Source organism: Kitasatospora sp. NPDC042419 (assembly GCF_056437345.1).
In genome coordinates this window covers 1-13,269 of record NZ_JBWKAW010000038.1, presented here as the reverse complement: position 1 = coordinate 13,269, position 13,269 = coordinate 1, and the positions used below count along the sequence as shown (strand labels likewise).

At 74.4% G+C, this 13,269-nt stretch carries 14 protein-coding genes; 10 read left to right on the top strand and 4 right to left on the bottom strand.

The features are described 5' to 3' along the window. The first annotated feature begins 34 nt into the window (after positions 1-34). The 7 genes from AC067J_RS39185 to AC067J_RS39155 all read left to right on the top strand — a co-directional run bounded on the left by AC067J_RS39185 (position 35) and on the right by AC067J_RS39155 (position 6,840). Complete coding sequence (locus AC067J_RS39185; protein WP_478307577.1) at positions 35-1,873, top strand: phosphatidylglycerol lysyltransferase domain-containing protein; 1,839 nt, start codon at positions 35-37, stop codon at positions 1,871-1,873. Between the two features lie 148 nt (positions 1,874-2,021). After that, a complete protein-coding gene (gene folP, locus AC067J_RS39180; protein WP_478307576.1) occupies positions 2,022-2,894 on the top strand; it encodes a dihydropteroate synthase in 873 nt (290 codons plus the stop codon). Between the two features lie 23 nt (positions 2,895-2,917). After that, a complete protein-coding gene (locus tag AC067J_RS39175) occupies positions 2,918-3,418 on the top strand; it encodes a nuclear transport factor 2 family protein (protein ID WP_478307575.1) in 501 nt (166 codons plus the stop codon). A gap of 247 nt (positions 3,419-3,665) precedes the next feature. Beyond that, on the top strand, positions 3,666-4,025 hold the full coding sequence (gene folB, locus AC067J_RS39170; RefSeq protein WP_478307626.1) for a dihydroneopterin aldolase: 360 nt from the start codon (positions 3,666-3,668) through the stop codon (positions 4,023-4,025). A gap of 58 nt (positions 4,026-4,083) precedes the next feature. Then, the gene (gene folK, locus AC067J_RS39165; protein WP_478307574.1) at positions 4,084-4,683 is read left to right on the top strand and encodes a 2-amino-4-hydroxy-6-hydroxymethyldihydropteridine diphosphokinase; all 600 of its coding nucleotides are present in this window, start codon (positions 4,084-4,086) and stop codon (positions 4,681-4,683) included. A gap of 211 nt (positions 4,684-4,894) precedes the next feature. Beyond that, a complete protein-coding gene (locus tag AC067J_RS39160; RefSeq protein ID WP_478307573.1) occupies positions 4,895-5,389 on the top strand; it encodes a DUF3180 domain-containing protein in 495 nt (164 codons plus the stop codon). Positions 5,390-5,511: 122 nt separating this feature from the next. Beyond that, the gene (locus tag AC067J_RS39155) at positions 5,512-6,840 is read left to right on the top strand and encodes a hypothetical protein (protein WP_478307572.1); all 1,329 of its coding nucleotides are present in this window, start codon (positions 5,512-5,514) and stop codon (positions 6,838-6,840) included. Positions 6,841-7,036: 196 nt separating this feature from the next. Here AC067J_RS39155 and AC067J_RS39150 read toward each other — a convergent pair whose 3' ends face one another. Continuing rightward, complete coding sequence (locus AC067J_RS39150; RefSeq protein ID WP_478307571.1) at positions 7,037-7,612, bottom strand: TerD family protein; 576 nt, start codon at positions 7,610-7,612, stop codon at positions 7,037-7,039. A 113-nt stretch (positions 7,613-7,725) separates the two neighbouring features. Continuing rightward, the gene (locus AC067J_RS39145) at positions 7,726-8,223 is read right to left on the bottom strand and encodes a hypothetical protein (protein ID WP_478307570.1); all 498 of its coding nucleotides are present in this window, start codon (positions 8,221-8,223) and stop codon (positions 7,726-7,728) included. Positions 8,224-8,291: 68 nt separating this feature from the next. On the opposite strand from AC067J_RS39145, the gene arfB reads away from it, so the two are divergent. Beyond that, on the top strand, positions 8,292-8,723 hold the full coding sequence (gene arfB / locus AC067J_RS39140; protein WP_478307569.1) for an alternative ribosome rescue aminoacyl-tRNA hydrolase ArfB: 432 nt from the start codon (positions 8,292-8,294) through the stop codon (positions 8,721-8,723). 44 nt (positions 8,724-8,767) lie between these two features. Here the strand turns inward: arfB and AC067J_RS39135 are convergent, their stop codons facing one another. After that, a complete protein-coding gene (locus tag AC067J_RS39135; RefSeq protein ID WP_478307568.1) occupies positions 8,768-9,295 on the bottom strand; it encodes a flavin reductase family protein in 528 nt (175 codons plus the stop codon). A 396-nt stretch (positions 9,296-9,691) separates the two neighbouring features. On the opposite strand from AC067J_RS39135, the gene AC067J_RS39130 reads away from it, so the two are divergent. Further along, positions 9,692-11,539, top strand: a complete 1,848-nt coding sequence (locus AC067J_RS39130) for a GGDEF domain-containing protein (protein ID WP_478307567.1) — start codon at positions 9,692-9,694, stop codon at positions 11,537-11,539. 214 nt (positions 11,540-11,753) lie between these two features. Next, the gene (locus AC067J_RS39125; RefSeq protein ID WP_478307566.1) at positions 11,754-12,764 is read left to right on the top strand and encodes a carbohydrate-binding protein; all 1,011 of its coding nucleotides are present in this window, start codon (positions 11,754-11,756) and stop codon (positions 12,762-12,764) included. Positions 12,765-12,882: 118 nt separating this feature from the next. Here AC067J_RS39125 and AC067J_RS39120 read toward each other — a convergent pair. Continuing rightward, a partial coding sequence (locus AC067J_RS39120; protein WP_478307565.1) for an amidohydrolase family protein occupies positions 12,883-13,269 on the bottom strand: 387 nt, incomplete at its 5' end.

Here is a 13,269-nt window from a genome sequence, read left to right as displayed (position 1 = left end):
GGACACCGCTCCGCAGCCTCTACGCTGAACCTCCATGAGCGTTCCCGTGTCCGTTGAGCCGAGTCCCGAGCAGCCGCCCCGCCGCCGCGGGCTGCAGACGCTTCGTACCCAAGCGGCCGCCGTACCGCGGGCCTGGCTGCCCGGCGCGGTCGGCTACGCCTGTCTGCTGATCGGGCTGGTGGACATCGCCAGCGCGGTGTTCCCCAAGCTCCGGCACACCAAGGTGCACACCTTCGCCGGGCAGCTGCCCGGCGGCACCACCACCCTGGCCGCGGCCGGCACGCTGATGGTCGGCCTGCTGCTGGTGCTGCTCGCGCACGCGCTGCGCCGGCGCAAGCGGCGGGCCTGGCGGGCGGTCTGCGTCCTGCTGCCGGTCGGTGCCGCGCTGCACCTGCTGCGCTGGCACCAGCTGGGCCCGGCGGTCATCTCGCTGGTGCTGTTCGTCGTCGTGCTGGTCCACCGGCGCGAGTTCTACGCCAAGGCAGACCCCCGCACCCGCTGGCGGGCGCTGGTCAACCTGGTCGTGATGGGCGCCGTGAGCGTGCTGCTCGGCCTGCTGGTCGTCTCCACCCGGACCGGGTACGAGCTCGGCCACGCCGGCCTGTACGAGCGGCTGGAGCACGTCCTCTACGGGCTGTTCGGCTTCGAGGGGCAGGTCCACTACAGCTCGGACCGGGTCTCCGACCTGGTCGCCTACCTGCTCGGCGGGATGGGCCTGATCACCGCCTTCACCACCGCGTACCTGGCGCTGCGGCCGGAGAAGCCCAAGCCGGAGCTGACCGCCGAGGACGAGGAGAAGGTCCGCGGGCTGCTGGAGCGGCACGGCGAGCGGGACTCGCTCGGCTACTTCGCGCTGCGCCGCGACAAGAGCGTGCTGTTCTCGCCCAGCGGCAAGGCGGCGATCTCCTACCGGGTGGTCTCCGGGGTGATGCTCGCCTCCGGCGACCCGGTCGGCGACGTCGAGGCCTGGCCCGGCGCGATCAAGGTCTTCATGGCCGAGGCCCGCGAGCACGCCTGGGTGCCGGCCGTGATGGGCTGCAGCGAGGTCGGCGGAGAGGTCTGGACCCGCGAGGCGGGCCTGGACGCGCTGGAGCTGGGCGACGAGGCGATCGTCGACACCGCCACCTTCTCGCTGGCCGGGCGGGCCATGCGAAACGTCCGCCAGATGGTCAAGCGGATCGAGCGCAACGGCTACTCCTGCCAGGTCCGCCGGGTCTCCGACCTGACCCCGGAGGAGAAGTACCGGATCGCCGAGGCCGCGGCCCGCTGGCGCGGCACCGACACCGAGCGCGGCTTCTCGATGGCGCTCGGCAGGTTCGGCGACCCGGGCGACGACGCCTGCGTGGTGGTCACCGCCCACAAGGCCCCGGAGGAGGGCGAGGCCGGCGACGACCTCAAGGCCGTGCTGCACTTCGTCCCCTGGGGGGCGGACGGCATCTCGCTGGAGCTGATGCGCCGGGACCGGGCCGCCGACCCGGGACTGAACGAACTGCTGATCGTCGCGGCGCTGCAGGCGGTGCCCGCGATGGGCGTCCGCCGGGTGTCGCTGAACTTCGCGATGTTCCGCTCGGCGCTCGCCCGCGGCGAGCGGATCGGTGCCGGTCCGGTGCTGCGGGCCTGGCGCGGACTGCTGGTCTTCCTCTCGCGCTGGTTCCAGATCGAGTCGCTGTACAAGTTCAACGCCAAGTTCCAGCCGGAGTGGGAGCCGCGGTTCCTGGTCTTCCCGAACACCCGGGACCTGCCCCGGATCGGCTTCGCCGCGATGCAGGCGGAGGCCTTCATCACCCTCGGCATGCCGCGGCTGGGCCGCAGGCGGCAGCGCCAGGGCCTGATGCCGGCCGACGCCCGACCGGAGGTCACCGAGGCCGCCTGAGCGGTCCGGCGGGCCGCCCGGTCCCCGCGCCCCCTTCCGCCGGCCCCCGTCGAGGACCCTCCTCGGCGGGGGCCGGCGGCGTCCTCCGGAGGGGGTTCGGGGGGTGGGCTGCCGAGTGACCGGATGGCGTCGGCCAGATAATGGGGTTATGAGCGATTCGGTGCCCTTCTCCCTGCCGGCCGGACTGCCGCGGCTCGACCGCTGCGCCGTCATGGGCGTGGTCAACGTGACCCCCGACTCCTTCTCGGACGGCGGCCTGTGGCACGACCCCGCCCGGGCGATCGCCCACGGGCTGGCGCTCCGCGCCCGCGGCGCGGACCTGGTCGACGTCGGAGGGGAGTCCACCCGCCCGGGTTCGCAGCGGGTGCCCGAGGGCGAGGAGCTGAACCGCGTCCTGCCGGTGGTCCGGGAGCTGGTCGACGCCGGGGTGACCGTCTCCGTCGACACCATGCGGGCCTCCGTCGCGGAGCAGGCCGTGGCGGCCGGTGCGGCGATCATCAACGACGTGTCCGGCGGGCTGGCCGACCCGGCGATGGCCCGGGTGGTGGCCGAGACCGGCGTGCCGTTCGTGGTGATGCACTGGCGCGGGCAGTCCGCCGACATGGACCGGCTGGCGGTCTACGACGACGTGGTCGCGGACGTGGCCGCCGAGCTGACCGTCCGGATGGAGGCGCTGCTGGCGGCCGGGGCCAAGGAGGAGCAGCTGATCCTCGACCCGGGCCTGGGCTTCGCCAAGACCGCCGAGCACAACTGGGCGCTGCTCGGCCGGCTCGACGCACTCACCGCGCTCGGCCGGCCCGTCCTGGTCGCCGCATCGCGCAAGCGGTTCCTGGGTACGCTGCTCGCCGACCCGGAAACCGGGGAACTGCGCCCGGCCCGAGAGCGCGACGACGCGACCGCTGCGGTGTCGGTGCTGTCGGCCCGGGCGGGGGCCTGGGCGGTGCGGGTGCACGACGTGTCCGGCACGGCGGATGCCGTCCGGGTGGTCGCGGCCTGGCAGCGCGCGGCCCGGCAGGGGTGACCGGCAGGGAGGACGGGAGGGTCATGGCAGGTGACGGCAGGTTGAGCGGGGAGACCGCGGGCCGACGGGCCGCCGAGGCGGACCGGGAGGCGGTCCTGGAGGCCAACCGGGCGCTCTACGAGGCGCTGGAGAACGGGGACCTCGCGGCGGTCGAGGACGCCTGGCTCGGGGCGGGCGAGGCCGACGACAAGGGGGGCGTGGTCTGCGTCCACCCGGGCTGGCCGGTGCTGCGCGGACGGGCCCAGGTGACCCGGTCGTACATGCTGATCATGGCGAACACCGAGTACATCCAGTTCATCCTCACCGACGAGGAGGCGGAGGTGCACGGCGATGTGGCCCTTGTCACGTGCACCGAGAACATCCTTTCCGGCGGCGAGGCGGAGGAGGAGGGCGAACTCGGCCCGCTGGTCGGCGGAAAGGTCGTCTCGACCAACCTCTTCCGCCGCACCCCGGGCGGGTGGAAAGTCTGGTCGCATCACGGTTCACCCGTTCTGACCAGCGCCGACGAGGACGAAGAGGACTGATTCCGCGAGCGGGCGGGAAATGTCGCCCGGCGGTGGCCCGGGAATTCCCGGACGGTCACCGAACGTTCACGTCAAGCGCCATTCCGGCGCGCGTGGCGACGGTTCGTGCCGGGTAGGACGGTCAGGTGTTGTCGGCGCGCGCGGGTAGATTCGAAAACGCAGTGGCGGGCGCGACGCCCGCCTTCGCCCTGCCTGCCCACACCCTTCCGGGGCGGGGCCCGTCCGACTGGGAGCAGTGATTCGTTTGCTGGACCGCGTCACCCTGCGGGGCCTGCGTGCCCGGGGCCACCACGGCGTCTTCGAGCGCGAGCGGGTCGAGGGCCAGACCTTCGTGGTGGACCTGGTGCTGTACCTGGACACCCGCCCCGCCGCGTCCGGCGACGACCTCACCCGCACGGCGCACTACGGCATCGTGGCCGAGGAGGTCACCGCGATCATCGCCGGCGAGCCGGTCGACCTGATCGAGACCCTGGCCCAGCGGATCGCCGACCAGTGCCTGAAGCACCAGGCGGTCGAGGAGGTCGAGGTGACCGTGCACAAGCCGGACGCCCCGATCACCGTGCCGTTCGACGACGTGACCGTGACCATCCACCGGGTCCGCGCGTGACCGCCGCCGCGCGCGCCGCGGCAGCCGCAGAGCCCGTTCCAGCCGTAGAGGAAGTCCGATGAGCACGAGCGACCCGACCGCCGCGCCGAGCGCGTTCGACCTGGAGAGCCGGGTGGACTCGGTCGACACCACCCTGCACGGCCAGCGCTGCGCCGTGATCGCCCTCGGCTCCAACCTCGGCAACCGCCTGGACACCCTCCAGGGGGCCGTGGACGCCCTGGCCGACACCCCCGGGCTGAGGATCAAGGCCGTCTCCGCCGTGTACGAGACGGCGGCCGTCGGCGGCCCCGAGGACCAGCCCGCCTACTACAACGCGGTGGTGGTGCTCCGCACCTCGCTGCCCCCGCGCGACCTGCTGGAGCGCGGCAACGCGATCGAGGACGCCTTCGGCCGGGTCCGCACCGTCCACTGGGGGCCGCGCACCCTGGACGTCGACATCCTCGCCTACGAGGGCGTCACCAGCGACGACCCGCAGCTGCTGCTGCCGCACCCGCGCTCGCACGAGCGGGCCTTCGTGCTCGCCCCCTGGCTGGACGCCCAGCCGGACGCCGAGGTCCCCGGCCACGGGCCGGTGGCCGAGCTGCTGGCGGCGCTCGGCGGTCCGGACGCCCAGGGCGTCCGGCGGCGCGAGGACATCGGGCTGACCCTGCCGGAGTAGCGGGCGCCCCGCCCCGCCCGGGCCGGCACGGAGCCGGTCCGGGGAACTCGGGCGGGGGTCCCGGCCGTACGAACTGGTGGGCGCCGACCAGGTGGGCGCCCCGGTGCGGGGTGCCTGTCGAGCCGGGCCCGGTACGGTGGCCTGGCGCCGCCGTGCCCGTGCCCGGGGGCGGCCGCCCGTCACCGCTGCCCCGGGAAAGGACCTTGTCCGCGTGAAGCTGCTTCGCCTCCGCCTGCTGGTCGGCATCACCGCCGTCACCACGGCGCTGTCCTGGGCCGGCGCCAAGCTCTGGTCCTCCCTGGACACGCTGCCCGCCGTGCCGGGCGCGGCGCCGGTGGTGCTGGCCGCGGTGGCGGTGATCCTGCTCGCCACCGCGCTGTCGCTGCGCTCGCGGCTGAAGGCGGCGCGCGAGCGGCAGCCCGGGGCGAAGCGGGTCGATCCGCTGGGCGCGGCCCGGGCGGTGGTGCTGGGCCAGGCGAGCGCGCTGGTCTCGGCGGTGGTCACCGGCATCTACGCGGGCGCCGGGATCCACCTGCTCGGCGAGCTGGACGTGCCGGCCCGCAAGGACCAGGCGATCACCGCCGGCTTCGCGGTGCTGGCCGGTGTGGCGGTGATCGCGGCGGCGCTCTGGCTGCAGCACGTCTGCAAGCTGCCGGAGAACCACGACGACCCGGGTGCCCACGGGCCGGCGGCCACCCACCGCTGAACAGGCATTTTCCGGTGATCTTGGGTGATTCCCCGGGTACGTCCGGTAAGGCCGGTGCGGTGTCAAGGGCCAAAGCGGACCCTGGGCTGACACGGCCCCAATTCGCACGCTAGTTTCTTGGCATGTCTCGCGGACGCCACCGTCATTCCTCCGTCCTCGGCCGGATCTTCCCCCCCACCGCCGCCGGCGTGCTCATCGTCGCCGCGTTGGCCGCGCTGCTTTTCAGTCAGGACACCGTCCTGGTCCGCTCGGTGGGCGTCGCGGCGGTGCTCGCGACGCTCGGGATCGCGGTGCTGCTGCGGCAGCGCGACCGGGCCGCGCGGGCGGCCGCCGAGGTCTCCGTCGCGCAGCGGCTGCGGGCCGAGGAGCGGTTCGAGGAGCAGCTCGCCGAGGCCGAGTACGCGGCCGAGGTGGCCGAGGAGCGGGCCACCCGGTTCGGGCGGCGGCTGACCGCCGAGAAGTCCCGGCTGGCGAAGGCCGAGACCGAGATCGCCCGGCTGCTCAAGGAGCGGGCCGTGATGGTCGCCGAGCAGGCGCTCAAGGAGGCCGAGGCGACCCAGCGGGCGCTCGCGGCGAGCCGGCCCAGGTACCCGGCCAGTCCGGCCGCGTTCGTCCGCGCCGGGGCCGTGCTGCGGCAGCTGGAGCGGCGCGCGGCGCAGCTGCAGGCGCAGCGGGAGCGGGAGGCGCAGCGGCAGGCCGAGCGGGAGCGCGCGGCGGGTGCCGAGCTCGCGCTGCGGGCCAGGACGGCGCCCGCCACGACCTCGTCCGCGACGACCTCGGCCGCCGCCTCCCCGGCGGCTTCCCCGCGGGTGGTGCCGGCGGTTCCGGCTCCGGTCGCCCCCGCGGTGCCCGCCCCCGGTGTGGCGGGGCCGTCCGCGGCGGCCGCCCAGGCGGCTCCCGGTGCTCCGGAGGTGCGGGCCGTTCCGGCGGCTCCGGCGGCTCCGGTCCGGCCGGTGCTGACGGCGACGGTCGGACAGCTCGGCGGGGCGCCCGCCGTCCCGCCCGCGGTGCCGGCGGAGCGGCAGCGTCCGCGGCCGGTGCAGTCCTCGGCGGTGCGGGGGCAGGGGTTCAGTTTCTTCGGCCGCGGCTCCGGTCCGGCGGTCCGGGCGGCCGCTCCGGCGCCGTCCGTCGGCAGTGTCGCGGAGCTCGGCGAGCGGGCCGACCTGGCGGACGTGGTCGGGGACGAGGCGGTCGAGGCCCAGGCCCGGCAGCAGGCGCGGGAGCAGGCGGCGGCCGGGCAGGCCCCGGCCCAGGCCCGGACCCAGGCTCCGGCCCCGTTCCAGGCCGTCGTCGCCGGCGGGGAGCGGTCCGAGGCGGAGACGCAGGTGCTGCCGCAGGTCGGGGCCCCCGAGGCGGACGCCGAGGAGGCGGCCGGGCCGGAGGTGGTCGACCTGACCCCGCACGACGAGACCGAACTGATCCAGCTCCCGGAGCTGCGCGCCTCGCGCTGAGCACCGGCCCCGGAACGACGGCGGCGCGGGAGGACGGCGTACCGTCCTCCCGCGCCGCTCTTCCGTTCCGGGCCACCCCGCTCCGTGCGCGGCGGGCGCGGGAGCGGCGGAGCGCCCGTCCGCCGAGGGCGGGACGGGCGCTCCGGGGCGCTCGGCCCCGGGCGTCAGGACGCCCGGGGACCGGAGTGCCGGGACGTCAGATCTGGACGCCGAAGTCCTGGGCGATGCCGGCCAGGCCGGAGGCGTAGCCCTGGCCGACGGCGCGGAACTTCCACTCGGCGCCGTTGCGGTAGAGCTCGCCGAAGATCATGGCGGTCTCGGTGGCGGCGTCCTCGGAGAGGTCGTAGCGGGCGATCTCCGCGCCACCGGCCGCGTTGATCACGCGGATGTAGGCGTTGCGGACCTGGCCGAAGTTCTGCGACCGGGCGACGGCGTCGTAGATCGAGACCGGGAAGGTGATCCGGGTGGCCTCGGCCGGCAGCGTGGCGAGGTTGACGTTGATCGCCTCGTCGTCGCCGGCGCCCTCGCCGGTGCGGTTGTCACCGGTGTGGACGACGGTGTTGTCCGGGCTGCTCGTGTTGTTGAAGAAGACGAAGTGGCCGTTGGACAGCACCTTTCCGTCCGCGTTCAGCACGATCGCGCTGGCGTCCAGGTCGAACTCGGCACCGGTCGTGGTGCGGACGTCCCAGCCGAGGCCGACGGTGACCGCGGTCAGGCCGGGGGCCTCCTTGGTCAGCGAGACGTTGCCACCCTTGGAGAGGCTCACTGGCATGGTGTGTGCTGTCCCTTCGATTGCTTTTGCCGGGGATAACGCGGGAACCGGCGGAGATGGTTCCACGCGGGTCGGCGGATTTCCGCCGCCGGCACGGGTTCGGGTATTCCCCGTCAGATTCGACGGAACCGGCCCTGAAGTGACCAGATGGCCGGATTCTCGGCGAGATCGGGGTGCATGTCGAAGAGGTCGGCGAGAGTGTCCTGGAGAAAGTCGCGGGCTTCGCGCCTCAGGTCGCCGTGGCGGACCACCGCGGGCGGCTCGTCGGGCAGCCAGGTGGCGGTGATCTCGACCCAGTTGAACCGGCGGGCGAACCGCAGCAGCTCGGTGTTCTGGGTGAAGTCGAGATCGGCGGTCTGCACCCGGGCGGCGCGGCCGCCGGCCGGGTCGCGGTCCAGTTCCTCGGCGATGTCGCAGAGCGCCCAGGCGAAGTCCAGCACCGGGACCCATCCCCAGGCTGTGGACAGCTCCGCGCCCTCGGCGTCGAGGTAGACGTCGCCGCAGAACAGGTCGTACCGCAGCGCGTGCGTCGTCGCGGTCCGGTAGTCGGTCTGCGGGGGGTCGGGGAAGCGGTTGGAGAGGGAGTAGCCGAGCTCGATCACACAGGCCATTGTCGGGGCTGGGCGGCGGGTCGGATAACCGGGTGACCGGCGGGGCCCCGGCGCGGGATGATGGGCGCATGCCCGAGCCCATCCGCGTACGGGGATCGGTGGTCGTCCCCGACGCCGAGCTCGTCTGGCGCTTCTCCCGTTCCTCCGGCCCCGGTGGCCAGCACGTCAACACGTCCGACACCCAGGTCGAGCTCCGCTACGACCTGGCGGCCTCGGCCGCGCTGCCCGAGGTCTGGAAGCAGCGCGCGCTGGAGCGGCTGGCCGGCCGGCTGGTGGACGGGCGGGTGCTGGTGGTCCGCGCCTCCGAGCACCGCTCGCAGTGGCGCAACCGCGAGGTCGCCGCGGCGCGGCTGGCCTCGCTGCTCGGTGAGGCGACCGCGCCGCCGCCGAAGGCCCGTCGGGCGACCAGGCCCAGCAAGGGCATGGTCGAGCGGCGGCTCTCCAACAAGCGGCACCGCTCCGAGCTGAAGCAGGGGCGGCGCTCCCCGCGCGGCGAGTAGCCCGCCGGGCGCGGCGGCCTGCCGCGCGTACGCGCGGGCCGGGCTCAGCCCAGGGTGCGGTAGCCGCCGCGGAAGTAGAGCAGCGGGCGGCCGCCCGGGTCGGGCACCAGCGCCTCCAGGACGCGGCCGAGCAGCAGCGTGTGGTCGCCGGCCGCGATCCGCTGCTCGGTGCGGCACTCGACGGTGGCGAGCGCCCCGTCGATGAGCGGGGCCCCGCTGAACGGTCCGCGGTGGTGCGGGGCGTCGGCGAACAGCAGCCGGTCGCTGAGCCGGCCCTTCATGGCGAACCGTGAGCCGAGCGCCCGCTGTCCCTCGGCGAGCAGCGAGACCGCCCAGGTGTCGGTCCGGGAGAGCACCTCGTCCATCCGGGAGTCCTCGCGGACGGAGATCAGGACCAGCGGCGGCTCCAGCGACACGGAGAGGAAGGACGTGGCGGTCATGCCGAGGTCCTCGCCGTCCTCCGGGTCGTGGACGGTCACCAGGCTCACTCCGGCGGCGAGCTGGGAGAGCGCCGCCCGGAACTCGTCGGGCGTTGCTTGGGAGGCAGCTTCGGGCTGCGGGGACGAGTACACGTACCGCACGGTAGCCCGGGACCGGGCGGAACGGCATCGGGCCCTGGTCGTAGGACCAGCGGCGCAGGGGGCCGGTGCGGACGCCGGGTGGGCCGGGGGTTACGGTTCGCGGTCGCTCTCACCCTCAGGAGTGAAGGGGAGGGCCTGCCGGCGGGCAGCCGGCTTCAGTGCGGGGCCGTGACGGCCGACCACGAGAAATGTTCCGATAGCGGCTTATGTCCACTTACGGAACGGATGAACTGATTAAGGGCGCATAAGTGTCGTGTGATTTAAGTCACAAGTGATGACCTATTGCTGACCGAGCGTGCCGAACGCTGTGCTCCCTGTGATTCAGTTCTTCTGGCAATCGGACGATAACCAATCAAGACCTATCCGAAGCAGCCGGGGAGCCCCCGCATGGAAGCCGAGTCGGAGCCGTACGTCCGTCTCGCGACCCTCCGCACCTTGCACCGGGTCGTGGCGGACCTCAACGCTGCCCGCAGCCTGGCCGGGACGCTGCAGGCCGTGGTCGAGGGTGCGGTGCACGGGCTCGGCTTCGACGCCGCCGCGGTCAGCCTGGTCCGGCCGGACGGCGACCTGGTGGTGGCGGCCGTCTGGGAGCTGGAGGAGAGCGCCATGGGCGGCCCCTCCGTGCTGCTCGGCCAGGTCGGCTCCCGCGAGTCCTGGGACCGGCTGCTCGGCGTCAGCGACCACTGGGGCACCCTGCGCTTTCTCCCCTACGACCGGGGCTGGGCCGTCGCCAGCGACATCCCGCGCTGGATCGGGGACGGTCCGATGCCGGTCTACGCCAACGACTGGCACCCCGCCGACGGCCTGCTCGCCCCGATGTACAGCGCCGGCGGCGACCTGCTCGGCGTGCTCTCGGTGGACCGACCGCGCAGCGGCAAACGGCCCGGCGCCTGGACCCGCGAGGCGCTGGAGATGTTCTCCCTGCAAGCCTCCATCGCGATCGGCAACGCCCGGCTGCGGGCCGAGATGCAGCGCGCGCTGGCCCGCCTGGAGAAGGAGCAGCAGGCCCTGCGGGCCAGCGAGGAGAGCTTCCGGCAGGCGTTCGAGTACGCGCCCAGCGGGATGGCCATCACCGAACTGCACGGCGCCGGGCGCGGCCAGCTGACCAGGGTCAACGACGCGCTCTGTCGCCTGCTCGGCCGCCCCCGCGCGGTGCTCCGCCAGCAGAGCTTCGCCGACCTCGTCCACCCGGACGACCGGGCGCTGCTGGAGCGCACCAGCGCCGAGAGCGGCCGGGCTGAACTGCGGCTCTCCCGCCGGGACGGCGGCTACCAGTGGGTCTGCCTGCGCAACTCGATCGTCGCCGACGCCGCCGAGGGCCCGAGCTTCCTGCTCACCCACGTCGAGGACATCGAGGACCGCAAGCGGCACGAGCTCCAGCTCGCCCACCGGGCCAGCCACGACGCGCTCACCGGCCTGCCGAACGGTGCCGAGCTCAAGGCCAGGCTCGGGCGTCGGCTCTGCGCCCAGCCCCAGACGGTCGGCGCCGTCGCCGGGCACCAGTCCGGGCCCGCCGACGTGCCGTACGGGAGCGCCGGCCTCCCGACCGGCGGCTACCCCGGCGCCGGGTACGCGGTGGCCGACTCCTACACCGCGCACACCGCGTACGACGGCCTGGAGGGGACCGACCCGCGCTCCGGCCCGGCGCACGGCTACGGCTCCCCGGAGGGCTACCCGCTGCCGGCCGCCGGCGCGGCACCGGGACCGGCCGGCTACGGCGAGCACGTGCACGCGGTGGTCCCCGCCGACCACGGGGCCGGGAGCGAGGCCTGGTCGGGCCCGTTCCGCTCGGGCGCACCGGCCGTCGTCGAGAAAGGGCTGGCGGTCCTCTTCTGCGACCTCGACGGCTTCAAGTCGATCAACGACCGGTTCGGTCACAACGCCGGCGACGCCGTCCTGGTCGAGGTCGCCCGCCGGCTCAGCGGGGCCGTGCGGGACGGCGACACGGTGGCCCGGCTCGGCGGCGACGAGTTCGTGGTGCTGGCCGACGGCATCGGGCGCGACGAGGCCAAGGACCTCGCCCACCGGCTGCGCAACGCGATCATCCCGCCGATGCGGATCGACGGACGGGCGATGCGGGTCGGCGTCAGCCTGGGGATCGGCTGGGCGGGCTGCGGGATGAGCATCGAGGAGGTGCTGCACACCGCGGACGAGCGGATGTACGACGAGAAGCGCGCCCGGGGCGGTTCGGTGCGCGGGGCCAGGGGCGAGCGCTCGCACCGGCGGGCCGGCTGATCCTCCGGTCGGCGGGGCCGCTGGAGGGCCCCGACCGAGGGCCCGACCAGGGGTCGCGGACCGCGCGGTCGGGCGGTTCCGGACGAAAGCTACCCGCTGGTTGTCAAGGGGTCTTTTCGGGGCGTCGCCGACGGCAGGTAGTGTTCCCGGGTACAAGCGACCACGACCAGCGCCGGGGGCACGGCAGCCCGGCGGCGCGACCGCGATGGGGGAGTTGACCACCGTGACCACCGCCGGCAGCAGCGGAGTGCCCCAGGGCCCGGAGGGCGGCACCCCGCAGGACGACGACCCGTTCGGCTACCTGTACCGTCCGGCCGAGGGCGGGGCGGCCCAGCCGTCCGAACCCCAGCAGGGCGTGCCGCGCACGCCGTACAGCCGCCCGATGGAGGTCGGCCGCGCCCAGTACGGGCAGCAGGCCCGGCCCCAGCAGCCCTACCCGGCCCAGCCTGGCTACCCGCAGGGCCAGCCCGCGCAGCCGTACCCGCCGCAGGGCGAGTACGGCGGCCAGCCCACCCAGCACTCCGAGTACGGGGGCGCCCCGACCCAGCAGGCCCGGTACGCCGAGCACTCCCGCCCGCAACCGGGGGAGGAGCGGCCGGGCAGCGGCCGGGGCAAGGGGGCGGTCATCGGTGCGGTGGCGGTGGTCGCGGCCATCGCGATCGGCGCCGGCATAGCCCTCTCCACCGGGGACCCGGACGGGGGCAAGGACGAGAACGCCAAGGGCGGCACCACCTCGGCCAGCGCCCCGGCGACCCCGGGCGGCACCGGCAGCACGAGTCCGACGGCCTCCGCCTCGGCGACGCCCTCGGCGACCGCCACGGCCGGGCCGGGCACCGTCGACGCGAGCCAGCTCCAGGCGCAGAACGCGCCGTCCGGGAACACCGTCAAGGGTGCCCGGTCGGCGGACGGCAGCTACCTGACGCTGCAGCCCGGCGGGTCGGTCACCTGGACCGGTGAGGTTCCGACCGCCGGCAGCTACAAGTTCTGGGTGTACTACAACAACCCGGGCGCCGACGTGAAGGGCCCGGCGGCGGTGAACGGCAAGGACTGGCCGGGCGGGCTGTCGTTCAAGAACTACTCGCCCGGGAAGGATCCGGCGTCCTCCTGGTTCAAGACGTACATAACCCCGCCGCTGCAGGCCGGGGCGAACACGATCACGATCACGGTGCCGGCGGGCAGCGGGGCGATCCTGATCGACCAGGTGGTGCTGGAGACCTCCGGCTGATCCGGCTGCCGGTCCGCCGGCCCGTGCACGTGAGACGGCCGCCCGCTCCCCTCGGGGAACGGGCGGCCGTCTCACGTGCGCCGGCCGGCGCGGGCAGGTCGCGGGCGAGGCCCGGGGATCAGGCGGAGGCGATCGGGGCGAAGCGGTCGCCGCCGGTGATCCACTCGCCCCGGCGCATCACGGCGACCAGGTCGTACGTGGCGGAGTCGAGCACCGCGAGGTCGGCGTTCTTGCCGGTCTCCAGCGTGCCCACGGTGTCGGCGAGGCCGAGCAGGCGGGCCGGGACGGCGGAGAGGGACTCGACGGCCTGGTTGAGGGTCAGGCCGTTGACGGTGACCGAGCGCTTGAACGCGACGTCCAGGGTGAGCGTGGAGCCGGCGATCGCACCGCCCTCGACCAGCCGGGCGACACCGTCCTTGACCTCGACCTGGAGGGGGCCGAGGGGGTAGAGGCCGTCGCCCATGCCGGCGGCGCCCATGGCGTCGGTGATCAGGGCGACGCGGGA